The sequence below is a fragment of the Metallibacterium sp. genome, from assembly GCF_054637675.1.
Map to the genome: position 1 here is coordinate 32287 of NZ_JBTSRB010000004.1, position 26419 is coordinate 58705.

Here is a 26419-nt window from a genome sequence, read left to right on the forward strand (position 1 = left end):
GACCTTTTGCAAGCCGTGGATGGCTTTACGCAGGAGTGCGCCATGTCCGATGCCATCGATCAATTGTGCATCAATACGCTGCGTTTTTTGGCACTCGATGCGGTGCAAAAAGCCAACAGCGGCCATCCCGGTCTGCCGTTGGGCGCCGCACCCATGGCCTATGTGCTGTGGACGCGCTGGCTGCGGCACAACCCGGCCGATCCCGATTGGTGCAATCGCGACCGCTTCGTGCTCTCCGCCGGACATGGCTCGGCACTGCTCTACGGCCTGCTGCATCTCAGCGGTTACGCATTGAGCCTGGATGATCTCAAGCAGTTCCGGCAATGGGGCAGCAAGACGCCGGGGCATCCCGAGCGCGGCCACACCCCGGGCGTGGAGGTGACCACCGGGCCGCTGGGCCAGGGCATCGCCAATGCGGTCGGCATGGCCATTGCCGAGGCGCATCTGGCCGCGCGCTACAACCGCGACGCGCACGCGCCGATCGATCACCACACCTACGCCCTCGTCGGCGATGGCGATTTGATGGAAGGCGTCGCCGCCGAGGCGGCTTCGCTGGCCGGGCATTTGCGCCTGGGGAAACTCATTTGCCTGTACGACGACAACCATGTGACGCTGGCCGCGGGCACCGCCATCAGCTTCACCGAGGATCGCCTCGCGCGTTTCGCGGCCTATGGCTGGCATACCGTACAGGTCGCGGATGGCAACGATCTGGCCGCCATCGAAGCCGCGTTGCAGGCCGCGCACGCGGAGACCACGCGCCCGTCGCTGATCGCGGTGCGCACGCATATCGGCTACGGCTCGCCCGAGCAGGATAGCTTCAAGGCGCACGGCGCGCCGCTGAGTGACGAGGACGTGCGCCGCACCAAGCAGGCGCTGGGCTGGCCGCAGCAGCCGACGTTCGAGATCCCGGAGACTGCCCTGCACGCGTGGCGCGCAGCCGCGGCGCGCGGCCGCGAGGCGCAAGCCGCGTGGCAGAAAGTCCTGGCTGATTATGTCGCCGCGTATCCCGAGCCGGGCGCTGAATTGCAGCGGCGCTTGTCCGGCGCGCTGCCCGCCGACTGGGCCAAGGCGTTGCCGGAGTTCGCGGCGGATGCGCGCGGTCAGGCCACGCGCGTGTCGTCGGGCAAGGTGCTCAACGCCATCGCCGCGCAGTTGCCGGAGCTGTTTGGCGGTTCGGCGGATCTGGACCCCTCGACCAAGACCGCACTGCTGGGCATGGGTGATTTCAATCCAGCCGCGACCACGAGCACGGATATGCAGGGCTCGGACGCTGCCGGATGGAGCCATGCCGGGCGCAACCTGCACTTCGGCGTGCGCGAGCACGCCATGGGCGCGGTGGCCAACGGTCTGGCAGCGCACGGCGGCGTGCTGCCGTTCACCGCGACGTTCATGATCTTCTCCGACTACATGCGCCCGCCCATGCGTCTGGCGGCGTTGATGCGGCTGCACGTGATCTTCGTCTTCACCCACGACAGTCTGGCTGTGGGGGAGGATGGCCCCACGCATCAGCCGGTCGAGCAACTGGCCAATCTGCGCGCGGTGCCGGGCCTGATCGTGATACGCCCCTGCGATGCCAACGAAACCGTGGCGGCGTGGCGCGTGGCCGTGGAAGCGCGCGATCAGCCGCTGGTACTGATGTTCTCGCGCCAGGATTTGCCGGTGCTCGATCGCAGCCGCTACGCCTCGGCAGACGGCTTGCGCCAGGGCGCCTACGTGATTCGCGATGTGGCGCAAGGAACACCGCAGCTTGTCCTGATCGCCAGCGGCTCGGAGGTGCATCTGATCCTCTCTGCCGCAGAACGCCTGCACGCGCAAGGGATCGCCGTGCGCTGCGTGTCCATGCCCAGTTGGGAGTTGTTCGAGGCGCAGCCTCCGGCTGTGCGCGATGCCGTACTGCCGCCGACCGTGCGCGCGCGCCTGGCGGTGGAGATGGGCGTCAGCCAGGGCTGGTCGCGCTACGCGGGTGATGCCGGCGCGGTGATCAGCGTGGACCGTTTTGGTGCTTCGGCGCCGGCGCCACGCCTGCTGCAGGAATACGGTTTTACCGTGGAGCACATTTGCGCGCGCGCGCTGGCCTTGCTGGGCAAGTAGCGTGCTGCATGGGCAACAAGGGCGCGCGTCCGATGCGAGCGTGGCGCCATACATTCCGGAGGATCGACATGGCAGACATCGGTAGCGCATTGGTGCAGGCAGGACAGAGTTTCTGGCTCGACAACATCACCCGCGCGCTGCTGCGCGACGGCGGCCTGGCGCGTTACCGCGATACAGCGGGCGTCAGCGGCCTGACTTCCAACCCGACGATTTTCGAGCACGCCATCCGCAACAGCTCCGACTATGACGCGGCGATTCGCGCCGCTGGCGACAAGGATCCCGAGGCGGTGTTTTTCGATCTGGCGCTGGAGGATTTGCGTGCCGCGGCCGAATTGTTCGCGCCGCTGCACGCGCGCACCGGCGGCGTGGACGGCTGGGTGTCGCTGGAAGTCTCGCCGCTGCTGGCTGACGATGCCGCGGGCACGATCGCACAGGCCACGGTGCTGCATGCGCGCGCCGATACGCCCAATCTGTACATCAAGGTGCCAGGCACGCATGCGGGCATCGAGGCCATCGAAACGCTGATCCATCGCGGCGTTCCGATCAACGTCACCCTGCTGTTTTCGACGCAGCAGTATCGCGCCGCGGCCGAGGCCTGGATGCGTGGACTGGAGCGTCGCGAGCGCGATGGCCTGGCGCTGGATGTGGCTTCGGTGGCCTCGGTATTCATCAGCCGCTGGGACGTCAAGGTGGCCGACAAGGTGCCCGCCGAGTTGCGCAACCGGCTCGGGCTGGCCGTGGCCGCGCAGATTTATCGCGCCTATCTGGATGTGGTGGGTTCGGCGCGCATGCGGCGTCTGATGAATCGTGGCGCGCGCCCGCAGCGCCTGCTCTGGGCCAGCACCGGCACGAAAGACCCGCAGGCCAGCGACACGCTGTATGTCGATCATTTGATCGCGCCGCTGAGCGTCAACACCATGCCGGAAAAGACCCTGCTGGCCGCGCTCGATCACGGCACGTTCGATGTGCCGATGGCGACCACGGGCGACGCGCACGAGCGTGAGCTGCAGCGCTTTGCCGCGCTGGACCTTGCGGTCGAGCCGTTGGGGCAGACCTTGCAGCAAGAGGGCGCCGCGGCGTTCGTGGCCTCGTGGAATTCGCTGCTGCAAAGCATCGCCCAGCGCATGGGGAAAGCGTCATGAGCGCGTCGCGTCGCCCCACACCCTGGCAGGCGCTGCAGCAACACCACGCGCGGCTGCAAAAACTGCATTTGCGCGATCTGTTCGCGCAGGACGCCAAGCGCGCGCAGCGCTACACGCAAGAAGCCGCCGGCTGGCGCCTGGATTACGCCAAGCACCGCATCGACGACGCCAGCCTGCGCACGCTGTTGGATCTGGCCCGCGCATCGGGTCTGGAGGCACGCCGCGAAGCCATGTTCAACGGCGAGAAAGTCAACTTCACCGAACACCGCGCGGCGCTGCACACCGCGCTGCGCGCGCCGGCCAGCGCGGTGATTGTGGTCGATGGCGTCAATGTCGTGCCCGAGGTGCAAGCGGTGCTGGCGCAGATGCGCGCCTTCACCGAAGCGGTGCGCTCTGGGCAGTGGAAGGGCCACAGCGGGCGACCGATCCGCAACATCATCAACATCGGCATCGGCGGTTCCGATCTCGGCCCGGTGATGGCCCATGAGGCACTGCGCCATTACAGCGATCGCAGCCTGACGCTGCGCTTCGTATCCAACGTCGATGGCACCGATTTCCAGGAGGCCGTGCGCGGGCTGCGCCCCGATGAAACCCTGTTCATCGTCGCCTCCAAGACCTTCACCACGCTCGAGACGATGACCAACGCGCACAGCGCGCGCGACTGGCTGCTGGCCTCTTGCGGCGGCGACAAGCGCGCCGTGGCCAAACACTTCGTGGCGCTGTCGACCAACCTCGACGCGGTCGAGGCCTTCGGCATCGCGCGTGAGAACGCCTTCGCGTTCTGGGACTGGGTAGGCGGTCGCTATTCGATGGACTCGGCGATCGGGCTCTCGACCATGCTCGCCATCGGCGCGCCGGCGTTCATGGAAATGCTGGCCGGCTTCCACGCCATGGACACGCACTTCCGCCAGGCACCGCTGCAGCACAACCTGCCGGTGATCATGGGCCTGCTCAACGTCTGGTACGGCAACTTTTTCGGCAGCGAGACCGTGGCGGTATTGCCGTATGCGCAATACCTCAAGCGCTTCCCGGCCTACCTGCAGCAACTGACCATGGAGTCCAACGGCAAGTCGGTGCGGCGCGATGGCAAGCGCGTCGATTACGCCACCGGCGCGGTGTTCTGGGGCGAGCCGGGCACCAATGGCCAGCACTCGTTTTACCAATTGATCCACCAGGGCACGCGCCTGATTCCCTGCGATTTCATCGCCTTCGGTCAGGCGCTGCAGCCGCTGGGCCGGCATCAGGATCTGCTGCTGGCCAACGTCATCGCGCAAGCCGAGGCGCTGGCCTTCGGCAAGTCCGCGGCGCAGGTCAGGGCCGAGGGCACGCCGGCGGCGCTGGTGCCGCACAAGGTATTCGATGGCAATCGCCCGTCCAGCCTGTTGCTGGCCGATCGGCTCACGCCGGCGACGCTGGGTAGCTTGGTGGCGTTGTACGAGCACAGCGTGTTCACCCAGGCCTGCGTGTGGGACATCAATCCCTTCGACCAGTGGGGCGTGGAGCTGGGCAAACAGTTGGCGCTGCGCGTGGCAGGCGAGATCGAGGCGCCGCGCAAGCGCCTGCAGCACGACGCCTCGACCAATGCCGCGATCCAGTGGTACCGGCATGCACGCCGCGCCGCGCCCGCCGCGCGCGCCGCGCCGCGCACGCTGGTGCTGGATGTCGGCGGCAACCACGTCAAGGCGTTGCTGCAGGGACGACGCGAGGAAATCAAGATCGTCTCCGGCCCGGACATGACGCCACAGCGCATGCTGCCAGCCCTGCGCAAGGCACTGCGCGGCGCGCACTTCGACCGCGTGAGCATGGGTTTTCCGGCGCCGGTGGTGCACGGGCGCATCGTGCACGAGCCGGCCAATCTGGGCACGGGCTGGGTGGGCTTCGATTTTGAAAAAGCCTTCGCCTGCCCGGTGCGGGTGATCAACGATGCCGCCATGCAGGCGCTGGGCAGTTATGCCGGTGGACGCATGCTGTTTCTGGGGCTGGGCACTGGCCTGGGCTCGGCGATGATCGTCGAGGGTCGCGTCGAGGCCACGGAGTTGGCGCACCTGCCATTTCGCAAGCGCAGCTACGAGTACTACGTCAGCGACGCTTACCGCGAGCAGCACAAGAAGAAGTGGCACGACAACGTGTTCGAAATCATCACGCTGCTGCGCGAGGCCCTGCGACCCGATTACGTGGTGCTCGGCGGTGGCAACGTCAAACATCTGGATGATCTGCCCAAAGACGTGCGTCGTGGCGACAACGCCAACGCATTCAAGGGCGGTGTCCGACTCTGGGAGGATGTGGCATGAGCAAGGTCTCGGCAAAGAAGAATGGACTGCAACTGGGCTTCATCGGCCTCGGCCGCATGGGCCTGAACATGGCCGCGCGCCTGCACCACGGCGGTATTGCCTGCGTCGGTTACGACGCCAACGCCAAGGCGCGTGCCGCAGTGCGCGAGGCTGGCGCGAAGGCGGCCGCTTCGCTGCGCGCGCTGGTCGCGGCATTGCCGGCACCGCGCGCGGTGTGGCTGATGGTGCCAGCCGGCGCGGTCGATGCCGTGCTCGACGAGCTGCTGCCGCTGCTGTCCAGGGGCGACTGCGTGATCGACGGCGGCAACTCGCACTACGTCGAGGATCTGCGCCGCGCCGAGCGTCTGCGCAAGGCTGGCATCGACCACATGGACGTCGGCGTCAGCGGCGGCGTGTGGGGCCGTGAGCGCGGCTACTGCCTGATGATTGGCGGCCCCAAGCGCGCATTCGTCCGCCTCGAACCCGCCTTCGCGGTGCTGGCGCCGGGGGTGGACTCCGCGCCGCGTAGCGCCGGGCGCAAGGGCAAGCCCGACATGGCCGAACAGGGTTATCTGCACTGCGGGTCCAACGGCGCCGGGCACTTCGTCAAGATGGTGCACAACGGCATCGAGTACGCGGTGATGGCCGCCTACGCCGAGGGCTTCAACGTGCTGCGCCACGCCAATGCCGGCAGCAGCGCCCAGCAGGCCGATGCCGAGACCACGCCGCTGGAGAATCCCGAGCGCTATCGCTACGAGCTGCGCCTGGCCGAGATCGCCGAACTGTGGCGGCGCGGCACGGTGATCGGCTCCTGGCTGCTGGACCTGACCGCCGAAGAGCTGTTGCAGGACGACGAGCTGAAGTCCTACGCGGGCCGCGTATCCGATTCCGGCGAAGGTCGCTGGACGCTGCAGGCCGCCATCGACGAGGGCGTGCCTGCCACGCAACTCGCGGCGGCGCTGTTCGCGCGTTTCTCCTCGCGCGGCAACGCGCTGTACGCCAATCAGGTGATGTCGGCCATGCGCCACGCCTTTGGTGGCCATGCCGAGAAAACGGCCGGGGGGAAGTGACCGTGGCCGCCGCGCGCACGCTGGTCATTCTCGGCGCTACCGGTGACCTCACCCAGCGCCTGCTGATGCCGGCGCTGTATCGCCTGCATCGACAAGGCCTGACGCGCGATCTGCGCATCCTCGGTTACGCCATGGAGCCGTGGTCGCGCGCGCGCTTTCAAAGCCATATCGACAAGGCCTTGCGCGCTTTCGCCGACGACTTCGATGCGCGCGCGGCGGCAGGCTTCGTCAAGCAGCTCGATTACGCCAGCGGCCAGCTCACGCCGCAGGACGTCTCGGCCATCGCCGAGCGCCTCAGTCCCGGCACACTGTTTTATCTGGCCCTGCCGCCGCCGCTGTTCGGCACCGCGGCGCAGGCGCTGGGCGCGGCCGGATTCGCCCAGCCGCCGCGCGGCGGCTGGCGGCGCCTGGTGGTGGAAAAACCCTTTGGCACCGATCTGCACAGCGCCGAGGTACTGCGCACGCAAATGCACCAGCACTGGGATGAAGCACAAGTACTGCGCATCGATCATTTCCTCGGCAAGGAGGCCACGCAAAATCTGATGGTGATGCGCTTCGCCAACCGCCTGCTGGAGCCGGTGTGGAATGCGCAGCACATCGCCCAGGTGCAGATCACCTACGCCGAAACCCTGGGCGTGGAACACCGCGCAGCCTATTACGACAAGGCCGGCGCGCTGCGCGACATGCTGCAAAACCATCTCATGCAGTTGTTCAGTCTGGCCGCGATGGAGCCTTTGTCCACGTGGGATGGCGAGGTGTTGCGCGATCACAAGGTCGAGGTGCTGCGCGCGGTCAAGGCCATCGACTCGCGCAATCTCGATGCGCACGCGGTGCGCGGCCAGTATCGCGCCGGTCGGCAAGGGCGCAAGACGCTGCCGGCGTATCGCCGCGAGCCCGGCGTCGCGCGCGGCTCCAACACCGAAACCTTCGCCGCGCTGCGTCTGGAGATCGACAACTGGCGCTGGCAGGGCGTGCCGTTTTATCTGCGCAGCGGCAAGCGTCTGGCGGCGGAAACCTCGGAAATCGCCGTGCAGTTTCGGCGCGTGCCGGGGCCGCTGCCGGGCCTGGTGCGGGCCGACGAGCCCAACTGGCTGGTGCTGCGCATCAAGCCCGAGCAGCGCATGGACTTGCAGCTCACCGCCAAGCGCCCCGGGCTGCAGCTTGAAGGCCACAGCGTGACCCTGACCGCGCCCTATGAGAGCGCCGGCGACAGCGGGTTTTCCGCCTACGAACAGTTGCTGATCGACGCGCTGGCCGGCGAGCGCGCGCATTTTCTGCGCTTCGACGAGGTGGAGTGGGCGTGGCGCATCGTCGATCCGGTGTTGCGCGCGTGGCAGCACGGCAGCCCCGATTTTTATCCCGCTGGCGGCGAAGGGCCGGCCACGCAGGCGCGCGTGCTGGACGCCGGCTTGCGCTGGCGTTCGATCGCTGCGGGTTCAGGGGATGTCGCATGAACGCACCCGGATGCCCGGGCATGGCGCCGGCATGGAGCAGCAGCGCCAAGGATATCGTCGGCACCGCGCTGGGTTCCGGCCGCGTCTGGTTCACGCTGGGCTACGGCATTCTGGACGAGGTGTACTGGCCCTCGTGCAGCCTGCCGCAAATCCGCGATCTGGGCTTCATCGTCGCCGGCGAGGATTTCTGGTGCGAGGTCAAGCGCGAGCACCGCTATCAACTGAGCACGCCCGATGCGGAAGTGCCGCTGCCCAAAGTGGTGCATGAGCATGAGCGCTACAAGTTGGAGTTCGAGGTGCTGGCCGACCCGCTGCGCGACGTGGTGTTGATCCGCTATCGCCTGCACGGCAATGGACTCAGGCTGTACGCGCTGCTGGCGCCACACCTGGGCGGATCGGGACACGACAACAGCGCGCTGGTGCATGCGCACGGCCTGGCCGCGCTGAAACAGGACAACGCGCTGATGCTGGTGGCCGATCAGGGTTTCGCGCGCGGCAGCGCCGGCTATGTCGGCGTCTCCGATGGTTGGCAGGACTTCCAGCAGCACGACGCGATGACCTGGACGTACGCCAGCGCCAGCAACGGCAACGTGGCCTTGCTGGGCGAGTTGAATGCGCTCCACGGCGTGCTGGCGCTGAGTTTCGCCGATACGCTGGAAGGCGCGCAGACCCTGGCGCGCGCATCCCTGGCGCAGGGTTATGAATCCGCGCGCGCGGGCTTTGTCGAGGGCTGGCGGCACTGGTCGCGCGGGCTGCGGTGCGAGCTCAAGGATCCCGTGCTGAAGCAGGCCGTGCGCCGCTCGGCGATGGTGCTGAAGGTGCACGACGATCGCCGCTATCCGGGCGCGCTGATCGCCAGCCTCAGCATTCCATGGGGCAATACCCGCGATGATCCGGGCGGCTATCACCTGGTGTGGTCGCGCGACGCGGTGGAAGCCGGTTTCGCCATGCTCGCCTGCGCGCACCACGAGGAGAGCCGCGCGTTGCTTTCGTATCTGATCGCCACGCAGCAGGACGACGGCCACTGGGCGCAGAATTTCTACACCGACGGGCGCCCGTACTGGACCGGCGTGCAGCTCGATGAAGCCGCGCTGCCGGTGCTGCTGGCGGCCAAGCTCGACGAACTTGGCCTGCTCGATGGTCAGCGCGCCGCGGCCACCGCGATGGTGCGGCGCGCGTTGCGTTTCGTGGCGCGCACCGGACCGTTGAGTCCGCAGGATCGCTGGGAGGAGAACCCCGGCATCAATCCCTTCACCCTGGCCGCGGCCATCGCCGCGCTGGTGGCCGGCGCCGCGCACGGTTTTCTGGATGCGGCGGATGCGCGCTACGCGCTGCTGCTGGCCGATGACTGGAACGCGCGCATCGAATCGTGGGTGTACGTGCAGGACACCGAGCTGGACCGCGCGCACGGCACGCACGGTCATTACGTGCGCATCGCCCCGCCTGGGCAGGACGCGCAGCACAGCGAGATCGCGCTGAAGAATCGCGGCCGCGTGGTGGTCGCTGCGCGCGATCTGCTGGGGCTGGAGTATCTGTATCTGGTGCGTCTGGGTTTGCGCGATGCCGCGGACGCGCGCATCGTCGACACCACGCGTCTGGTCGATGCGCTGCTGCGCGTGCAAACGCCCTCAGGCGCCTTCTACCGGCGCTACAACGAGGATGGCTACGGCGAGCACCGTGACGGTCGTGCCTTCGACGGCACCGGCGTCGGCCGCGCCTGGCCGCTGCTGACCGGTGAGCGCGGCCAGTTCGCGGTGCAGGCCGGCGCGGACGCGCGGCCCTACCTCGATGCCATGCTGGCCTCGGCCAGCGAGGGCGGCATGCTGCCCGAGCAGATCTGGGACAGCGAACCGATTCCCGCGCGTGGCCTGTACCCGGGACGCCCCACCGGCAGCGCCATGCCGCTGGTCTGGGCGCACGCCGAATTCATCAAGCTGGCCACGGTGATGCAGCGCAAGTCGCCGATCGAACAACTGGCGGAGGTCGTTGCGCGCTACGTCACGCCGCGTGTGGCCGCCGTGCAACTGTGGCGGCCGCAGGCACCCGGCGCGCAGCTCGATGCCGCGCGGCCCGTGTTGATCGAGGGCGATGCGCCGTTCGTGCTGCACCTTGGCCACGACGGTTGGCAGGGCGTGCGTGATGTGCCCAGCGCGCCCACCGGGCTGGGCATGCATGGCGTGCATCTGGATGGCGCGGCGCTGACCACAGCGCGTTCGCTCGAATTCACGCGCCGCTTTCTTGATGGCCGCGACTGGGAAGGCCGCGACTGGCAACTCGAACTGACAGCGCCCGCCTGAGCCAGCGCTGCCGATCTGGCGGGCGCAGGCGGAGTCGGCGGCGACTGCGGGGCGCGATCAATCGTCCGCACCCGCGATCAAGCAAGCAGGTTGCACGCTGCGATGGCCGCGCCAGTGCTTGCCGGTGGGTCATCGATGGAGAACAGGATGGTTCACGCTATACCGCTGCGCGTGCTGATGCTGGGCTGGGAATACCCGCCGCGCATCGCCGGCGGCCTGGGCAAGGCCAGCCAGGGCATCGCGCGCGCGCTGGCGCAGGCCGGCGTCGAGGTGTTGTTTGTGCTGCCGCGCTACGACCGCGTGCTGCAGGCGCGTGGACTGCGCGTGGCCGGCGTCGCCGCGTGGCTGCGGCGCCCGCGCGCGACCAGCAACGCAAGTGCTGCGATGCCGGGGCGCTTGCAGCGCCTGGTGCTGGATGCGCGCTTGCGGCCCTATCTGCCGTTGCCGGCGCCGCGACATCGGCGCGTTGTGTCGACAGAACTGGCCGAGGGCGATGCCGAGGGAGACGCGCTGTATGGCGTCGACCTGGCGCACGAGGTAGCGCGTTACGCGCGTCTGGTGCGCGATCTGGGCGCGCGCGTCGACGCCGATGTGATCCACGCCCACGACTGGATGAGTTTTCCCGCCGCGCTGGCGCTGGCCGACGCACGCCACTGGCCGCTGTGCGTGCATGTGCATTCGACCGAATACGATCGCAGCGGCGCGGGCGCGGATGCGCGCATCGAGGCCATCGAACGCGCGGCCTGCGCGCGCGCCGCGCGCGTGTTCGCGGTCAGCGAGTACACCCGTGGCGTGCTGATCGAGCGCTACGGTATTGCCGCCGACAAGATCGAGGTGATCTACAACGCGCCCGACGCCCCGGTGTTGCCCGCGCGTCCGCTCGTGGCGATGGCGGCGCGGCTGCCCTGGGTGGTGTTTCTGGGGCGCCTGGCGTTGCAGAAAGGCCCCGATCATTTTCTGCGCGCGGCCGCCGAGGTAGCGCGGCATCAGCCGGACACGCGCTTCGTGGTGTGCGGCAACGGCGCGATGCTGGCGCAGCTTCAGCAGTTGGCGATCGAACTGGGCGTGCGCCAGCGCGTCGAGTTTCGCGGCTTTCTGGGTGCGCGCGATGTCGCGCACGTGCTGGCGCAAGCGCGCCTGCTGGTCATGCCCAGCGTGTCGGAGCCGTTCGGTCTGGTCGCGTTGGAAGCGCTCGCCGCCGGCACGCCGGTGATCCTGTCGCGGCAGTCAGGCGTGCGCGAGGTGCTCAGTCCCAGTCTGCAAGCCGACTTCTGGGATCACGAAAAGCTCGCCGATCAGATGCTCGCCGTATTGCGCTGGCCCGAGCTTGCGCAGCAGATGGTCGCGGATGGCCGCGCGCAGCTTGCGCGCCTGTCATGGGATACCTCGGCGCAGCACATTCTCGCGGAATATGTGGAGATCCTCGGCGCCAGCAGCGGCGCGCCGTCATGAGTCTGGATATCTGCTTCTATTTCCAGGTGCATCAACCGTGGCGTCTGCGCCACTACACCTACAAGGACATCGGCCGCGCGCACGATTACTTCGACGATGCGGTCAATGCCGCCATCCTGCGGCGCGTGGCGCAGCACTGCTATCTGCCGATGAATGCGCTGCTGCTGGGCGCGATCCGCGCGCACGCGCCGCATTTTCGCGTGAGTTTTTCCATCACCACCACGGCCCTGCAGCAGATGGCAGCCTGGGCGCCACAGGTCTTGCTGTCGTTTCGCGAACTGCTGGCCACCGGCGCAGTCGAGCTGCTCACCGAGACTTCGCACCACAGCCTGGCCGCACTGCATGATGCGCAGGAATTCGCCGCGCAGGTGCGGTTGCATCAGGCAAGCTGCGCGCAACTGCTGGGCGCGTGCGCCGGGAGTTTTCGCAACACCGAGTTGATCACCAGTGATCGCGTGCTCACGCAGGTCGCGGCGATGGGCTTCGGTGGCGTGTGCATCGAGGGCGCCGAGCGTCTGCTGCAGGGGCGCAGTGCGTCACATGCGTATCGATTTTCCGCGGCGCCCGGATTGGCGGCGCTGCCGCGCCATTACCGCCTCAGCGATGACCTCGCGTTTCGCTTTTCGGATCGGCACTGGAGCGCGTGGCCGCTGACCGCGACGCGCTACGCCGACTGGCTGCAGGCCGAGGCTGAAGCGCGCGCCGCGCAGGGCGGTTTCATCGGCCTGTACATGGATTACGAAACCTTCGGCGAGCACCAGTGGGCCGACAGCGGCATCTTCGCGTTCATGCGCGCGTTGCCGGGCGAGTTGCTGCGGCGCGGCTGTTTCCGCTTCGTCACCCCGACGCAAGCCGCGCGCAGCGTGCCGGTTGATGCCGCGCGACTGGATTTGCCGCAGGCGATCTCGTGGGCCGACCAGGAGCGCGATACCTCGGCCTGGGATGGCAATGCCATCCAGCGCACCGCGCTGGCGCGTTGCTACGGGTTGGCCAAGAGCTTGCGCAATACGCCCGCCACGGCGGATGCGGTGGCGCTGCTGGAAGATTGGCGCCGCCTGCAAACCAGCGATCACTTCTACTACATGGCCACCAAGCACTGGAGTGATGGCGATGTGCACAAGTATTTCAGTCCCTACGAATCGCCCTATGCCGCCTGCATCAATTACATGAACGTCATGGATGATCTGGCCGGGCGCTGCGACCCACCCCGTTGATCAGCGTGTCGCATGCAATGCACGCCCACAGACCTTGCAATTGCATGCGACACAGGTCGCGTACGTCGTGCGCGTGGCTTGTGCGCGGGTTAATGCACTAACGTGCTTCGCGATCCGGGGTTCAATTTTCTACTAATTGAGTATAAATTCACGGAGGACGGCATGCGCCGCCGCTGCGATCAGGGGATGGCATGCACGATCATGGCCTGCCGGGGCGTTTGTTGCGATCAGCCCGTGGCCTGCACGCCGCGATGTGCGTGCGCCTGCGTAGTGAAATCCAGCGGCAACGCGCATGAGTCTGGCCACGCTCGTCATCGTCGTCCTCGTGATCGCGCTTGTGGTTGCCGTCTTCGTGGCCCTATGGCTGTTGCGGCTGTGGCTGCGCACTCGCGCACAACTGCGAGCCCGGATGCGCGAGCAGCAGCGCCTGCTCGACGCGCAAAAAATGGCCGGCATCGGCTACTGGGAATACGACATCGCGCAGGGCTGGCTGGCCTGGTCGGATGCCACCATGGCGCTGTTCGGCATCGAGCGCGACGCGTTCGACGGCAGTTATGCCGATTTCATTCGTCGCGTGCATCCCGAAGACCAGCCACGCCTCGCCGCGCTGCGCGAGCACAGCCTGCAAACTGGCGAGACGCTGGACGTGCGCTATCGCATCGTGCGCGGCGATGGCGGCGTGCGCACCCTCGATGAGCACGGCGAGCTGCACACGCGCGGCGATGGTCGGCGCGTGCTGCTGGGCACCGTGCGCGATGTCAGCGCGCTGGTCGCAGCCGGCCAGCGCGAGCAACGGCAGGCGGCGCAATACCGCTACCTGTTTGAGCGCAACCCGGCGCCCATGGCGGTGTATGAGCGCGGCACGCTGACCGTGCTGGCGGTGAATGACGCCGCGATCGACATGCTCGGCCACACGCGCGCCGAGATGTTGGCGTTGCATGCCTCGGAAATGCTGGCCGTGGAAGAGCGCGCGCGCTTCGCGCGTCACATCACCAGCAGCAGCCCGGAGCACGCCGACGCCGGCATCTACGCCATGCGGCGTAAGAGTGGTGCGCCGCTGCGTTGCCGCGTGTTCGGTCAGGACATCCTGTTCGACGGCCACGGCGCACGCATGGTCATGCTGCTGGATGTGACCGCGGCCGAGTTGGCACGCGGGGCGCTGGAGTTCAGCGAGGCGCGCCTGCGCCTGGCCGCGCGCGCCTCGCACGATGCCATCTGGGACTTCGATATTGCCGCCGACACGCTGTGGTGGAACGAGGGCTACACCGCGCTGTTTGGCCATGACGCGGCGTGTGGCACGCCGCATCTCGCGGATTGGAGCGCGCGCATCCATGCCGATGATCGCGCCCGCGTCGAGGCCAGCTTCGCGGCGGCGCTGCGTGGCGACCGGGAGCAGTGGCAGGAGGATTACCGCTATCGGCACAAGGACGGTCAATACATCGACGTCCGTGACCGCGGCTATATCCTGCGCGATGCGGCCGGGCATGCCGTGCGCATGGTCGGCGGCATGCACGACCGCAGCCGCGAGGTGAACGCGCAGCGCGATTTGCAACAGCGCGTGCAAAACTATCGCGTGCTGGTCGAGCAGATGCCGGCGCCGTTGCTGGTGCTGCGGGATGGGCACGTGCGCATGGCCAACACCGCGGCGGTGATGCTGCTCAAAGGCGATGCGCCCGAGCGTCTGCATGGACTTGTCGTCGAAGATCTGTTCGAGCCGGCCGCGGCGGCCTTGTGTCGATCGCCAGGCGCCGCCCCAACACAAACATCGGAAAGCACCGTGCGCCGCCTGGATGGCAGCGCATTCGAGGGACAACTGCAGATCGCCGATTTTCGTGGCAGCGAGGTCGGTGGCGTGCAGGTGCTGCTGCGCGACGTGGGCGCCGAGCGCCGACTGGCCGCGGTCGAGCAGGAGCGCGTGGCGTTCTTTCGCCTCTCCGCCGATGGCTTTGGCATCCTCGATGGCGATTCGCGCATCATCGAAGCCAATGCGTCCTTGCGCAGCCAGTTCGGGCTCGGCGCGGATAATGTCGGCAGCACGCTCATGGATCTGCTGGAGAGCGAGCATCGCGCGCGCATGCGCGATGCCTGCCTGAATCTGCAATTGGGCGAGGCCAGTGAAACCGTCGAATGTCGCCTGCGCGGACGCGCCGAGGCGACCTGGGTGGAGCTGGGTTTCGTGCGCGCGCGCAGCGACACCTGGTACATGGTCGCGCGCGATATCAGCCGTCAGATGCGCGCCGAGGCCGAGGCGCGGTTGCTGCAGCGCGCGGTCGAAGCGGTCGAGAACGGCGTGGTCATCAGCGATGCGCGCGATCCTGATCTGCCGCTAGTTTACGTCAATCCCGCGTTCACGCACATCACCGGCTATCGGGCAGACGCCGTCATCGGGCGCAACGCGCGCTTCCTGTATCGGGACGACGCCGACCAGCCCGGATTGCGCGAGCTGGATCAGGCCATGGCCGATGGCAATTCGGCCAGCGTCGTGGTGCGCAATTACCGGCAGGACGGCAGTCTGTTCTGGAATCGCCTGCGCATCGCGCCGGTACGCGATGCGCATGGACTCAGCCACTGGGTCGGCATCCAGCAGGACATCAGCGAGGAACGCCGCGCCGAGGACCACCTGCAGCAACTGGCGCTGAGCGATGAGCTCACCGGGCTGCCCAATCGCCGCGCGTTGCTGGCCGACGTCAACGCGCAGCTGCCGCGCGAGCCGCTGGCGCTGGTGCATCTGGGTCTCGATCAATTCAAGCTGATCAACGATGCACTGGGCCACGCCAGCGGTGACGAGCTGCTGCGCAAGCTCGGCATGCGCCTGCGCGCCGTCTTGCCCGGGACGGTGCTGCTGGCGCGTTTCGGCGGCGATGAGTTCGTGGCGCTGGTGCCGCGGATCACCGCGCAACTGCAGCGCGTGCTGGAGCTCATCAGCGACAACGTGCGCCGACCGATCGAATTGCAGGGAACACTGCAGCAACTCAACTGCAGCATCGGCGTGGCGCTGGCGCCCGAGCATGGCGACAGCGCCGATGCGCTGATGCGCTCGGCCGACGCGGCCATGCATGAGGCCAAGCGCCTGGGCCGCAACCGCAGCGTGACCTACAGCACGCACCTGCACGAGGTCGCGCGTCAGCGTCTGGCGGTGATCTCGCGTTTGCGCGGCAGCGATCTCGGGCGCGAATTGGCGCTGCATTACCAGACCATCCATGACGGCGTCAGCGGCGCCATCGTCGGCGTCGAGCTGCTGCTGCGCTGGCCACACGGACCGGAAGATCTGCGCAGCCCCGGCGCGCTGGTGCCGCTGCTGGAAGAGTCCGGCTTGATCCTGCCGGTGGGACGCTGGGTGCTGCACGAAGCCTGTCGGCGCCAGCAGCAGTTGCAGGGACTTGCAGCGGCCGGTTGCAAGGTGGCGCTGAATGTCTCCACGCAACAACTGATGCTGGGTGATTTCGTGGGCGATGTGCGCGAGGCGCTGGCGGCCAGTGGCGCCGATCCCGCGCTGCTGGAACTGGAGATCACCGAAAGCGCGCTGATGGCCGATCCTGGCAAGGCCGAGGACATCCTGCAGCAGCTCAAGCGGCTCGGTCTGGGTATCGCCATCGACGACTTCGGCACCGGCTATTCCAGCCTCGGTTATCTGCACCGGCTGTCGGTGGACAAGCTCAAGATCGACCGCTCGTTCGTCAGCGATGTGCTCGGCGATCGCGACGATGCGCTGATTTGCGCCTCGATCATCCAGCTCGCGCACAGTCTCGGCCTGAGCGTGGTGGCCGAGGGCGTGGAGAACGAGGCGCAACGCCACTGGCTGGCCGCGCGCGGCTGCGAGCAGATGCAGGGTTATCACTTCGCGCGTCCCATTCCGTTCGCGGATGCGCAAGCTGAAGACTGAGCACCGCGTCGCGGCGGCGCCACCTACAATACGCGGGCGCCATCCGGCGCCGCACCCGTCGTTGACCATGAATCCCTACGAACATACCGCGCTGGGCAAGCCAGCCGTGTATCCGCGGCATATCGATGCCAGTGTGCTGGTGCCGATCCCGCGCGCCGCGGCGCGTGCCGATCTCGGCCTGGCGCCGCATGCGCCGCTGCCGTTTCACGGCGAGGATTTGTGGGGCTGTTACGAGCTGTCATGGCTGGATGATCGTGGCAAACCGGTGCGGACGCTGGCTGAGTTGCGTGTGCCGGCGGATTCGCCGCAACTGATCGAATCGAAATCGCTGAAGCTGTACCTCAACGGCTATGCCGGCGCGCGCATGGCCGACGCGGATGCTGCGCGCGCGCGCATCGCGCAGGATCTCTCCGCCGCGGCCGGTAGCGCGGTACAGGTGGCGCTGCTGGATTCCGCGGTGTGGGCGCGGCTGCGCCTGCATGCCCCGCCGGGTGACGCGCTGGATGAGCTTGAGGTCGCGCCCGCCTGCCATGGTCCGCCGCAGGCAGAGCTGCTGCGCCACGCGCCCGCGGGGCGCGCGCACGAAACCGTGTACAGCACGCTGTTTCGCTGCAATTGCCCGGTCACCGGACAGCCGGATTGGGCCACGGTGGTGATCGACTACGCTGGACCGGCGCTCGATCATGCCGCGCTGCTGGCGTATCTGGTCAGCTATCGCGAGCATGCGGCTTTTCACGAGCAGTGCGTCGAGCGCATCTGGCTGGATCTGATGCGGCACGGTGCGTGCACGGCGTTGACCGTGCATGCGCGCTTTACCCGCCGCGGCGGGCTGGATATCAATCCGCTGCGCAGCACCGATGCTGATGCGCGGTTGCCGGCGTGGCAGCGCTACGCGCAGCAGTAGCGGGGTTCAGCGCCTTACCGAACGGTAAGACGCGGGTAGCCTTGCGGCCGCATGGGCACCGTGTGCGGCCTGCTAGGCTGGCGCGCTTTCGACCTGGGGCAACCCCGCATGGCCTCGATGGACCCGCTGCGCCCACGCTATTCGCATGGGCAGCGCACGCTGCATTGGCTGATCTTCGCCTGCGTGCTGCTGGCCTATGCGTTCATCAACATCATGGGTTGGCTGCCGCGCGGTGATCGCGCGCAGATGCTGGAAGCGCATTTCGCGGCCGGGCTCGCGGTGCTGCTGCTGATCGCGCCGCGGCTGATGCTGCGCCTGCGCCATGGCGCGCCGCCGGTGACGCCGCCAGTCCCGCGTTTGCTGCATCTGCCGGGGCAGATCACGCACGCGCTGCTGTATGCCTTCCTGATCGTGCAGCCGCTGCTGGGTCTCGCGGCTGTCGAGTTGGGCGGGCACGCGGTGAATCTGCCGTTCGGCTTGGCGATTCCGTTATTGATCCGGCCCGATCATCCGGCGCTCGCGCGCAGCATCAAGGAGATCCATGTGGATCTCGGCGATATTTTCTACTGGGTGATCGGCTTGCACATCGCCGCGGCGCTGTGGCATCACGCGTTCCGCGGTGACGATACGCTCAAGCGCATGGTGTGATTCGCCATGCGCAGACGCCCCGCGGCTGATGCGCGTGGGCGTCTGCGCATGCGGCGCTGTCACATGTTGTAGATGTTGTGGTTGGCTATCGCCGCCATCAGCGCGCCGAAGAACAGCATGAAGAACAGCGCCATCACCACCAGGCCGATGATGAATAGCACGCCCTGGATGATGAAATACACGCGCAGTTTGTCCAGCGCCATGCGCAGCGCGGATTCGTCGCCGGCCATTTGCGCGCGCTCGATGGCGCCACCGGACTGCAGCAACAGCACGCCCATCCAGATCGGAATCCATGCCCACAGGATGCCGACGATGCTCAGCGCGGTGAGCACGCCGGTGATGATGTTGATGATGCCCACGAACTTGACCCAACCCTTGCCGCTGGCCAGCGGCAGGCTGAGGTCGCGAACCAGTGCGCTGCGATCGTCCATTGCGTTCCCCGGTGCGGCCCCTGCCGCAGTGTGCCGAGACTAGCCGGCACCCGCGCGGCGCGGCAAGTTGCGGCGGCCATCGCGAACTTGATCACGCTTGGCCCCAAGTTTGCGCGAACTGGCGTCGATGCGGCGGCTTTTGCCACGCATCCGACCGAACTGCAGGTGCCTCATGCACGCGTCGCGCCGACTTGCGCGCCGCGCCGCGCGCGCAGCGCGGCCAGCGAGAACGTGGCTTCCTGGCCTTGCGGCGTGCGTCTTGGTTCTCCCTCGCGCGGAGCGTGGCCATGTAGGTACACGATTTCCCAGGTCGAGGCGATGCGGCCCTCGGCCAGGCGCGGATACGCTGCCTGCATGCGCGCCAGACGCGTCTTGCCGGTGAGACCGCGCACGCGTGCCGCATCGGCGTTGGTGGCGCCCAGGCCTTTCAGCTCGAGCAACAAGCCGCCGACGTCGGCATAAGTCAGCGTCAGGCGCTCGCAGCCCAGCACCGGGTCGCGCAGACCGGTGGCCAGCGCGGCATCGCCCAGATCGTGCATGTCCAGAAAACGCGACACGTGTGGATGCGTGCCATCGGCGGCGGCCCAGGCCGCGCGCAGCTCGCGCAAGGTGTCGGGGCCGAAGCTGGACAACAGCAGGAAACCGCCCGGACGCAGCACGCGCAGCAACTCCACGAACAGCGGCCGCGGATCGGCGATCCACTGGATGCACAGGTTCGAGTGCAGCAGATCGAACACGCCATCGGCGAACGGCAATTGCAGCACATCGCCGGCCACGCGCGCGTAGCGTCGTCCGCGCCATCCGGCGTGGCGGCGCGCGGCGTGCAGCATGGGCAGGGCCAGATCCAGCGCGATGACGTGTGCGTCGGGATAGCGCCGCGCCAGCGCGGCGGCGCCGCGACCGGTGCCGGCACCGAGATCGAGAATGCGCTGCGGTGGGTTTTCGCATAGCGCGAGCTGCTCGCGCAGACGCTGCCCGACTTCGCGCTGCAGCGCGTCGTGCTGCTCGTAGATGCGCGCGGCGCGCGCGAAGGCGCGGCGCACTTGCGCGCGATCCAGACGAAAGCCGTCGCTCATGGTGGCGCCTCGCGCAGCGTGATCAGCGCCGCCGCGACTTGCGCGGCGTGGCCGATGAAGCCGGCGTGCGCGGCATGCTCCAATTCGACATGGCGCGCGTGCGGCATCAGCGCCGCCGCCGCGCGTTGCGCCGCGGGCGGTACCAGGCGATCGCGGCGCCCGGCCAGCCACAGCGCGGGCAGGCCCAGTGTCGACAGATCCGCGCGCAGATCGCTGCGCTGCAGCAGCGCGAGGCCTTCGCGCAGGCGCGCCGGGTCGGGTTCGCCGCGCGCGAATACTTCTTGGCGCAGCGCGCGCAAGTCGGCGCGCGCCTGCACGTCGCCCAGCACTTCGAGCGCGAGAAAGCGCTCGACCGTGGCGCGATAGTCAGCCTGCAACGCTTGCGCGAACGCGGCGAACTGCGTTGGCGGCATGGCGTGGGGCCAGTCCCGCGCCTGCACGAAGCACGGCGTGGACGACAGCAGCGCCAGCGCGCGCGGCGCCAGCGCGGCATCGCGTGCCGCGGCGAGCGCGAACAGGCCGCCCATCGACCAGCCCAACCACAGCGCGTCGCGCGGCACGCGCGCGCGCAGCGCGGCGCACAGGGCGTTGGGCTGCAAGGGCAAGTCGCAGTCGCGCGAATAGCCGTGGCCGGGCAGATCGACGCGATACAGGGTGAAGTCCTGCATCAGCGCTGCGGCCAGCGGCGCGAAAATGCCGCCGTGCATGGCCCAGCCGTGGAGCAGCACCAGCGGTGTCGGGCCGTGGCCGCTGGTTTCGATGAACAGTTCGGTCATGGTGGGGATGTGTGCGTCAGGCGCGCGCGTCAGTTTATGGGTGTTACGTGCTGTTGTCGCAGTGTGGCGAGTGCATCCAGCAGGCGTTCGACATCGCCCGATGTGTGCGCCGCCGATAGTGCGATGCGCAGCCGTGCCTGACCCCGCGGCACGGTCGGCGGGCGGATCGCGGGCACGTAGAAACCCAGTGCTTCCAGCGCAGCGGCCCATGCCTGCGCGGTTGTTGCATTGCCCAGCCACAGCGGCTGGATCGGCGTGGTCGAGGGCAGCAGGCGCAGCCCGCGCGCGGTGGCGCCGGCACGCAGTTGCGCGATCAGCGCGCGCAGATGCGCGCGCAGCTCATCACCCTGCTGCGCCAGCCGCAGCGCGGCCAGCGTCGCCGCGGCCAGCGCGGGCGGCAGCGCGGTGGAATAAACGTGCGCGCGCGCGAACTGCGTCAATGCTTCGATAAGCGCCGCGTCGCCGGCCACGAACGCGCCCAGCGTGCCCAGCGCCTTGCCCAGCGTGGCCATCAGGATGGGCGCGTCGCGCGCGCTCAGTCCAGCCTGCGTCAGGCTGCCGGCGCCGCGCGCGCCGCGCACGCCCAGGCCGTGCGCATCGTCGATCATCAGCGTGGCGTGTTGCTGCTGCGCCAGCGCGGCCAGATCCGCCAGCGGCGCGAGGTCGCCATCCATGCTGAACACGGCGTCGCTGGCCAGCAGCGCGGCGCCGCGCGGGCGCAACGCCAACTGGCGCGATGCAGCACCGGCATCGGCGTGCGGATAGCGGCGCAGCTCGGCGCCGCACAGGCGCGCGCCATCGAGCAGGCTGGCGTGGTTGAGTTTGTCCTGCACGCACACATCGCCCGGCGCGAGCAGCGCATCGAGCACGCCGAGATTGGCCATGTAGCCGGTGGCAAACAGCAGCGCGCGCTCGCGTCCGGTCCACTCGGCCAGCGCCAGTTCCAGCTCGGCGTGCGGCGCGCGATGCCCGCCCAGCAGGTGCGCGGCGCCGGCGCCCACGCCCCAGCGTGCGGCGGCCGCGCACAATGCCTCGCGCACCTGCGGGTGCGCGGCCAGGCCCAGGTAATCGTTGCTGGCGAAGGACAACAGGCGGCGATCATCGAGCACGACCCACGGCGCGGCGCTGTCCTGCACGGTGCGCAGGCGCCGCAGCAACACGGCCTCGGCGCGTTCGCGTTGGCGCGCGGCCGCGCGCTCGATCAGATCCGCGCGCATGTCAGCCGTCTCAAGCCACCGCTTCAGGCCGCCGCGTCGCAGCCGCAGCCGCCCACGCAGCAGTCCGCCGTGGCGTCGAGTTCGATGTGCGCGTGCGCGTCGCTGGCCGTATCGCCGTGCAGCGCGTGCAGCCCGAGACGCGCGAACAAGGCCTGATCGTGCGCCACGTCGGGGTTGCCGGTGGTCAGCAATTTTTCGCCATGGAAGATCGAGTTGGCGCCGGCGAAGAAACACAGCGCCTGCAGCTCGTCGCTCATCCCGGCGCGTCCGGCGGACAGGCGCACCATCGAGGCCGGCATCAGCACGCGCGCCACGGCGATGGTGCGCACGAACTCGAATGGGTCGAGCTCGGCGCTGCCCGCCAGCGGCGTGCCGGCGACCTGCACCAGGCGATTGATCGGCACCGAGTGCGGATGCTCGGGCAGGGTCGCCAGAACCTGTAGCAGGCCGGCGCGCTGCGCGCGCGTCTCGCCCATGCCGACGATGCCGCCGCAGCAGGTTTTCATGCCTGCCGCGCGCACCTGTTCCAACGTATCGAGGCGGTCCTGATACTGGCGCGTGTGGATGATCTCGGCGTAGAACTCCGGCGCGCTGTCGAGATTGTGGTTGTAATAGTCGAGGCCAGCCGACTTGAGCGTGTCGGCCTGCGTGCCGCTGAGCATGCCCAGCGTGGCGCAGGTTTCCAGGCCCAGCGCCTTCACCGCAGAGACAATTTCGGCCACCTGCGCCACCTCGCGATCCTTGGGCGCGCGCCACGCCGCGCCCATGCAGAAGCGACTGGCGCCGGCGGCCTTGGCCGCGCGCGCGCGCTCCAGTACCGCCTCGACCGACATCAATTTGTGCGCCTGCACGCCGGTGTCGTAGCGCGCCGCCTGCGGGCAGTACGCGCAATCCTCGGGGCAGCCGCCGGTCTTGATCGACAGCAGCGTGGACACCTGCACGGCGTTGGCGTCGTGATGCGCGCGATGCGCCGCGTGCGCCTGCGCCAGCAAGTCGTTGAAGGGCAGGTCGAACAGCGCGAGGACTTGCGCGCGCGTCCAGTCGTGGCACAACTCGGCCATGGTCCGGCTCCGCGATAAAGTGGCGGCGAGTCTGCGAGGGGAGCCTGTGACTGTCAACCTGATCGTGACACGCGCAGTTGACGGACTGCGGCGGCTGGAAGGCCTGCTGCTGCCACCGCGCTGCCTGTTGTGCGGCGCCGGCGCGGCGGACGACGGGCTGTGCGCTGCGTGCCGCGCCGAGTGGCCGCACAACACCTGCTGCTGCGCGCGCTGTGCCGAGCCGCTGGCGCGGCCGGCCGCGTTGTGCGGTCGCTGCTTGCGCCACGCGCCGCCGTGGGACACCGCATGGGCGCCGTTTCGCTACGCATGGCCACTGGATGTGCTGGAGGCGCGTTTCAAGTTTGGCCAAAACCTGGCCGCCGGGCGCACGCTGGCGACCCAGTGGGCTGCGCAGTCGCCGCTGCCGCCGCTGCCGCAAGCGTTGCTGCCGGTGCCGCTGCATGTCGCGCGTCTGCGCCGGCGCGGTTACAACCAGGCGCTGGAGCTGGCGCGCGCGCTGGGTCGTGCGCTTGGGATTCCCGTGCACGCGCAGGCGCTGCGGCGCACGCGCGCCACCGCCGCGCAAACCGATCTCGACCGCAGCGCGCGTCGGCGCAACGTGCGCGGTGCCTTCGCGCTGACGCCGGGACAAAACTTGCCCGCGCATGTCGCCGTGCTCGATGACGTGATGACCACCGGCGCCACGCTGGCCGAATGCGCGCGCGTGCTCAAGCGCGCCGGCGTGGCGCGGGTGGACGTGTGGGCACTGGCGCGCGCGCCGGCCGGGCGCTAGAGTTGTCACGAAAGTTATAACATCGCGCGACGCGCGCAGCCCACCGTCGGCGTTGATCGCTGCAGCCCATGGCACGAGGAAACCAGCATGAGCGAACTCAAGATCCGCAAGATCGGCAACTCCTGCGGCGTGATTCTGCCGCGCGAGGAACTCGAACGCCTGCAAGTGCGCGAGGGCGAGACCGTATACCTCACGCGCATTCCCGGCGGCGTGCAATTGAACGCGCACGACCCGGTGTTTGGCGCGGGCATGCGGGCATTCGAGGAAGGCCGCCGCAAGTTTCGCAACGCGCTGCGTGAACTCGCCAAGTGAAGCCGCCGCTGTGGCTTGGCGCTGATCTGGCGCGCGCGTTGCATGCCGAGCTGTTGGCCGAGCACGGTGGCCTCGATGCGCGTTGCAACGAGGCCCTTCTCGAATCCGCGCTGGCGCGTCCACAACAGCGTTTTGCCTACGCTGACGCGTCGCCAGCGCTGGCCGATCTGGCCGCTGCGTATGGCTACGGGCTGGCGCGCAACCACAGTTTTTCGGACGGCAACAAGCGCGTCGCGCTGATGGCGATGTATGTGTTTCTGCGTCTCAACGGGCAGATCCTTGACGCCCCCGAGGTCGAAGCCGTCGCGGTCATCCAGGATCTCGCCGCCGGCCGCTTCGATGAGGCCGCACTGACGGCGTGGCTCAAGGCGCGCAGCAAGAAGGTGCGCAAGCGCTGAGAAAGTACGGGAAAGCATTTTGCTCGACATCCTGCCGTGCGTGCGCCGCCGATTCAGATCTCCACCAGCGGCATGTCGGCGATATGCTGGAACTGCTGCGTCCACGGCTGGCGGAACTTGTGCGACTGGAAGCGGTTCTCGGCGTAATCGAGACCCTGCACTGCGTCCAGAAACCCCGCTGCGAAGCAGGCCGGATCGGCGAAGAAGGCGTTGACACCGTTGCGCTCGACGCTGACGAAGCGATAACCGTGCCGCGCGAAAAACGCGCGCCAGCCTGCGATGGATACGCCGTAGTAAAGCTGGCTCGGATGCGCGACGCTGAAGTCGAAGGCGTCGTCGTAGGCGATGGTCACGCGGCGCTCGGGACCGAACGCCGAGTTGTATTCGACCACGAAAATCTTCGGCCGCAGTCCGGCATCCAGCAGCGCGCCGGCGATGTGGTAATCGTTGCCGTCGATGTCCAGCGAGCACACGTCCGGGTCGGCGTACAGCGCGCGCTCCCTGAGTGCGGGCACGCTGGCGCGCGTGACGAACATCGACAGGCATTCGACGGCGATGCTGTAACCCGGCAACAAGCGCCGCGCGCGCGCCGATTTGCGCGCATCGCCCTCGATCATCAGCCCGCAGTATTTCTCGGCGATCGCCAGCCACGCCGAGTTGTTGTCGATGCCATCGCTGGCGCCGATCTCGATGAAGCTGCGGTTGCTGTGCGTCAACTGGCCGCGCAGCACCTCGAGCACACCGTCCTCGCCGTTCTGGCTGAAGGCCGAGAACTCCCACGTGGCGGGCTGGCGCAAATCGATACGGCGCGCCGGCATGCGCGCGCCCTTGGCCAGCGCGATGGCGATGCGCTGGCGGTCCTCGAGATCATTGAAATAACGCTGCATGCGTCCGATCACGGGTGCGCTACTCGCGGCAGGGGCGCGGCATCATCGCCTCAGCGCAGGGCCAGCGCCAGCGCCAGCCCCAGCCACAGCGTCATGCCCAGCCAGTTGTTCTGGCGGAACGCGCGCAGGCATTGCGCGGGATCGCGCGCGCGCATGATCCGCAACTGCCAGGCGAATTGCGTCGCGGCGGCGACCAGCGCCACATACCACGGCCAGCCCAGCGTGGCGCGCGTGCCGATCAGCAGCAGGGTCAGCAACAAGCTCGCGATCAGCACGCCGAGGATGGGCAAGTCGGCATCGCCGAACAGGATCGCTGTGGAGCGTGCGCCGGCCTCGAGGTCATCGGCGCGATCGACCATGGCGTATTCGGTGTCGTAGATCGTGCTCCACAGCACGTTGGCCAGAAACAGCATCCAGCCCAGCGCCGGCACCGTGCCCTGCACCGCGGCAAAAGCCATCGGAATGGCCCAGCCGAAGGCCACACCCAGCAGCACCTGCGGCAGGCTGGTGTAGCGCTTGCTGTAGGGATACAGCGCGGCCAGCGCGGCGCCGGCCAGGCTCAGCAGGATGGTCAGGCGATTGGTCAGCAGCACCAGAAGGAATGCCAGCACCAGCAGCGCCGCGAACAGTTTGAGCGCGGCGCGCGGCGCGATGCGCCCGCAGGCGATGGGCCGTCCGGCGGTGCGCGCCACCTGCGGATCGAGCGCGCGGTCGGCGTAATCATTGATCACGCAGCCGGCCGAACGCATCAGAAATACGCCGACGGTGAAGATCAGCCAGATGCCCAGCGGCGGCGTGCCCTTGGCCGCCAGCCACAGCGCCCACCACGTGGGCCACAGCAGCAGTAGCGCGCCGATCGGGCGATCCAGGCGCATCAGCACGAGGTAATCGTGCAGGCGTTCGCGCAGCGCGGGCGGCAGCGGCGCCAGCAGCGCATTCAGCACACGCGTCGAGCGCGCCGTGGCGTCGGCCGGGCGCGGCGCCGGCGTGGAGTTGCGCCGCGGGCGCTGCGCGGCGTGCGCGATCACCGGCTGGCGGCGCGGGGAGCGGGGTTTGGCCATGCG

The 26419-nt window shown here is 68.2% G+C and carries 21 protein-coding genes; 14 read left to right on the forward strand and 7 right to left on the reverse strand.

The genetic code is table 11. The features are described from left to right. Positions 1-42: 42 nt before the first annotated feature. The 11 genes from tkt (at position 43) to ACYDAT_RS02380 (ending at position 18425) form a co-directional block, all read left to right on the forward strand. A complete protein-coding gene (gene tkt, locus ACYDAT_RS02330; RefSeq protein ID WP_461448367.1) occupies positions 43-2091 on the forward strand; it encodes a transketolase in 2049 nt (682 codons plus the stop codon). Positions 2092-2159: 68 nt separating this feature from the next. Next, positions 2160-3233, forward strand: a complete 1074-nt coding sequence (tal, locus tag ACYDAT_RS02335; RefSeq protein WP_461448368.1) for a transaldolase — start codon at positions 2160-2162, stop codon at positions 3231-3233. Continuing rightward, entirely contained in the window at positions 3230-5524 is a 2295-nt protein-coding gene (gene pgi, locus ACYDAT_RS02340; RefSeq protein ID WP_461448369.1) for a glucose-6-phosphate isomerase, read from the forward strand. The genes tal and pgi overlap by 4 nt, the downstream gene beginning before the upstream one ends. Next, entirely contained in the window at positions 5521-6573 is a 1053-nt protein-coding gene (gnd, locus tag ACYDAT_RS02345) for a phosphogluconate dehydrogenase (NAD(+)-dependent, decarboxylating) (protein ID WP_461439165.1), read from the forward strand. Before pgi ends, gnd begins: the two co-directional genes overlap by 4 nt. A 2-nt stretch (positions 6574-6575) precedes the next feature. Further along, on the forward strand, positions 6576-8027 hold the full coding sequence (zwf, locus tag ACYDAT_RS02350; RefSeq protein ID WP_461448370.1) for a glucose-6-phosphate dehydrogenase: 1452 nt from the start codon (positions 6576-6578) through the stop codon (positions 8025-8027). Beyond that, positions 8024-10324, forward strand: coding sequence for a glycoside hydrolase family 15 protein (locus ACYDAT_RS02355; RefSeq protein WP_461448371.1), 2301 nt, complete (start codon positions 8024-8026; stop codon positions 10322-10324). The genes zwf and ACYDAT_RS02355 overlap by 4 nt, the downstream gene beginning before the upstream one ends. Before the next feature lie 147 nt (positions 10325-10471). Continuing rightward, positions 10472-11776 carry a glycosyltransferase family 4 protein gene (locus tag ACYDAT_RS02360; RefSeq protein WP_461448372.1) on the forward strand — a complete coding sequence of 435 codons (1305 nt, stop codon included), beginning with the start codon at positions 10472-10474 and terminating at the stop codon, positions 11774-11776. Then, the gene (locus ACYDAT_RS02365) at positions 11773-12990 is read left to right on the forward strand and encodes a glycoside hydrolase family 57 protein (protein WP_461439169.1); all 1218 of its coding nucleotides are present in this window, start codon (positions 11773-11775) and stop codon (positions 12988-12990) included. Before ACYDAT_RS02360 ends, ACYDAT_RS02365 begins: the two co-directional genes overlap by 4 nt. Positions 12991-13282: 292 nt before the next feature. After that, a complete protein-coding gene (locus ACYDAT_RS02370) occupies positions 13283-16873 on the forward strand; it encodes a sensor domain-containing protein (RefSeq protein WP_461448373.1) in 3591 nt (1196 codons plus the stop codon). 67 nt (positions 16874-16940) lie between these two features. Further along, positions 16941-17777, forward strand: a complete 837-nt coding sequence (gene queF / locus ACYDAT_RS02375; RefSeq protein WP_461448374.1) for an NADPH-dependent 7-cyano-7-deazaguanine reductase QueF — start codon at positions 16941-16943, stop codon at positions 17775-17777. A gap of 51 nt (positions 17778-17828) precedes the next feature. Further along, positions 17829-18425, forward strand: coding sequence for a cytochrome b (locus ACYDAT_RS02380; RefSeq protein ID WP_461439172.1), 597 nt, complete (start codon positions 17829-17831; stop codon positions 18423-18425). Between the two features lie 59 nt (positions 18426-18484). On the opposite strand, the gene ACYDAT_RS02385 is transcribed toward ACYDAT_RS02380, so the two are convergent. The 5 genes from ACYDAT_RS02385 to bioB all read right to left on the reverse strand — a co-directional run bounded on the left by ACYDAT_RS02385 (position 18485) and on the right by bioB (position 22986). Continuing rightward, a complete protein-coding gene (locus ACYDAT_RS02385) occupies positions 18485-18856 on the reverse strand; it encodes a DUF5362 domain-containing protein (protein WP_461441394.1) in 372 nt (123 codons plus the stop codon). 170 nt (positions 18857-19026) lie between these two features. After that, positions 19027-19932 carry a malonyl-ACP O-methyltransferase BioC gene (gene bioC / locus ACYDAT_RS02390; RefSeq protein WP_461448375.1) on the reverse strand — a complete coding sequence of 302 codons (906 nt, stop codon included), beginning with the start codon at positions 19930-19932 and terminating at the stop codon, positions 19027-19029. Beyond that, positions 19929-20699 (reverse strand): pimeloyl-ACP methyl ester esterase BioH, encoded by a 771-nt coding sequence (bioH, locus tag ACYDAT_RS02395; protein ID WP_461439181.1) that lies wholly within the window; start codon positions 20697-20699, stop codon positions 19929-19931. Before bioH ends, bioC begins: the two co-directional genes overlap by 4 nt. A gap of 38 nt (positions 20700-20737) precedes the next feature. After that, positions 20738-21925 carry an 8-amino-7-oxononanoate synthase gene (gene bioF / locus ACYDAT_RS02400; protein WP_461448376.1) on the reverse strand — a complete coding sequence of 396 codons (1188 nt, stop codon included), beginning with the start codon at positions 21923-21925 and terminating at the stop codon, positions 20738-20740. 23 nt (positions 21926-21948) lie between these two features. After that, positions 21949-22986 carry a biotin synthase BioB gene (gene bioB, locus ACYDAT_RS02405; protein ID WP_461448377.1) on the reverse strand — a complete coding sequence of 346 codons (1038 nt, stop codon included), beginning with the start codon at positions 22984-22986 and terminating at the stop codon, positions 21949-21951. Positions 22987-23032: 46 nt separating this feature from the next. Here bioB and ACYDAT_RS02410 point away from each other — a divergent pair, with 46 nt between their 5' ends. From ACYDAT_RS02410 to ACYDAT_RS02420, 3 genes are all read left to right on the forward strand, one after another. Next, positions 23033-23758 carry a ComF family protein gene (locus ACYDAT_RS02410; protein WP_461448378.1) on the forward strand — a complete coding sequence of 242 codons (726 nt, stop codon included), beginning with the start codon at positions 23033-23035 and terminating at the stop codon, positions 23756-23758. An 87-nt stretch (positions 23759-23845) separates the two neighbouring features. Next, positions 23846-24070, forward strand: a complete 225-nt coding sequence (locus tag ACYDAT_RS02415) for an AbrB/MazE/SpoVT family DNA-binding domain-containing protein (RefSeq protein WP_461439178.1) — start codon at positions 23846-23848, stop codon at positions 24068-24070. Then, on the forward strand, positions 24067-24468 hold the full coding sequence (locus ACYDAT_RS02420) for a type II toxin-antitoxin system death-on-curing family toxin (protein WP_461439179.1): 402 nt from the start codon (positions 24067-24069) through the stop codon (positions 24466-24468). Before ACYDAT_RS02415 ends, ACYDAT_RS02420 begins: the two co-directional genes overlap by 4 nt. 53 nt (positions 24469-24521) lie before the next feature. Here the strand turns inward: ACYDAT_RS02420 and ACYDAT_RS02425 are convergent, their stop codons facing one another. Together ACYDAT_RS02425 and ubiA are read right to left on the reverse strand one after the other, a co-directional pair. Continuing rightward, the gene (locus ACYDAT_RS02425; RefSeq protein WP_461441397.1) at positions 24522-25355 is read right to left on the reverse strand and encodes a hypothetical protein; all 834 of its coding nucleotides are present in this window, start codon (positions 25353-25355) and stop codon (positions 24522-24524) included. A 50-nt stretch (positions 25356-25405) separates the two neighbouring features. Continuing rightward, on the reverse strand, positions 25406-26299 hold the full coding sequence (ubiA, locus tag ACYDAT_RS02430; RefSeq protein ID WP_461439182.1) for a 4-hydroxybenzoate octaprenyltransferase: 894 nt from the start codon (positions 26297-26299) through the stop codon (positions 25406-25408). Between the last annotated feature and the right edge of the window lie 120 nt (positions 26300-26419).

Bases quoted from the DNA above. Each gene is read 5' to 3' on its own strand.
- bioF (WP_461448376.1), bottom strand. From the start codon at position 21,925: ATGCGCGCGGATCTGATCGAGCGCGCGGCCGCGCGCCAACGCGAACGC.
- queF (WP_461448374.1), top strand. From the start codon at position 16,941: ATGAATCCCTACGAACATACCGCGCTGGGCAAGCCAGCCGTGTATCCG.
- tkt (WP_461448367.1), top strand. From the start codon at position 43: ATGTCCGATGCCATCGATCAATTGTGCATCAATACGCTGCGTTTTTTG.
- gnd (WP_461439165.1), top strand. From the start codon at position 5,521: ATGAGCAAGGTCTCGGCAAAGAAGAATGGACTGCAACTGGGCTTCATC.
- ACYDAT_RS02370 (WP_461448373.1), top strand. From the start codon at position 13,283: ATGAGTCTGGCCACGCTCGTCATCGTCGTCCTCGTGATCGCGCTTGTG.
- ACYDAT_RS02415 (WP_461439178.1), top strand. From the start codon at position 23,846: ATGAGCGAACTCAAGATCCGCAAGATCGGCAACTCCTGCGGCGTGATT.
- tal (WP_461448368.1), top strand. From the start codon at position 2,160: ATGGCAGACATCGGTAGCGCATTGGTGCAGGCAGGACAGAGTTTCTGG.
- ACYDAT_RS02365 (WP_461439169.1), top strand. From the start codon at position 11,773: ATGAGTCTGGATATCTGCTTCTATTTCCAGGTGCATCAACCGTGGCGT.
- pgi (WP_461448369.1), top strand. From the start codon at position 3,230: ATGAGCGCGTCGCGTCGCCCCACACCCTGGCAGGCGCTGCAGCAACAC.
- bioB (WP_461448377.1), bottom strand. From the start codon at position 22,986: ATGGCCGAGTTGTGCCACGACTGGACGCGCGCGCAAGTCCTCGCGCTG.
- bioC (WP_461448375.1), bottom strand. From the start codon at position 19,932: ATGAGCGACGGCTTTCGTCTGGATCGCGCGCAAGTGCGCCGCGCCTTC.
- ACYDAT_RS02385 (WP_461441394.1), bottom strand. From the start codon at position 18,856: ATGGACGATCGCAGCGCACTGGTTCGCGACCTCAGCCTGCCGCTGGCC.
- ACYDAT_RS02355 (WP_461448371.1), top strand. From the start codon at position 8,024: ATGAACGCACCCGGATGCCCGGGCATGGCGCCGGCATGGAGCAGCAGC.
- ACYDAT_RS02425 (WP_461441397.1), bottom strand. From the start codon at position 25,355: ATGCAGCGTTATTTCAATGATCTCGAGGACCGCCAGCGCATCGCCATC.
- ACYDAT_RS02380 (WP_461439172.1), top strand. From the start codon at position 17,829: ATGGGCACCGTGTGCGGCCTGCTAGGCTGGCGCGCTTTCGACCTGGGG.
- ACYDAT_RS02360 (WP_461448372.1), top strand. From the start codon at position 10,472: ATGGTTCACGCTATACCGCTGCGCGTGCTGATGCTGGGCTGGGAATAC.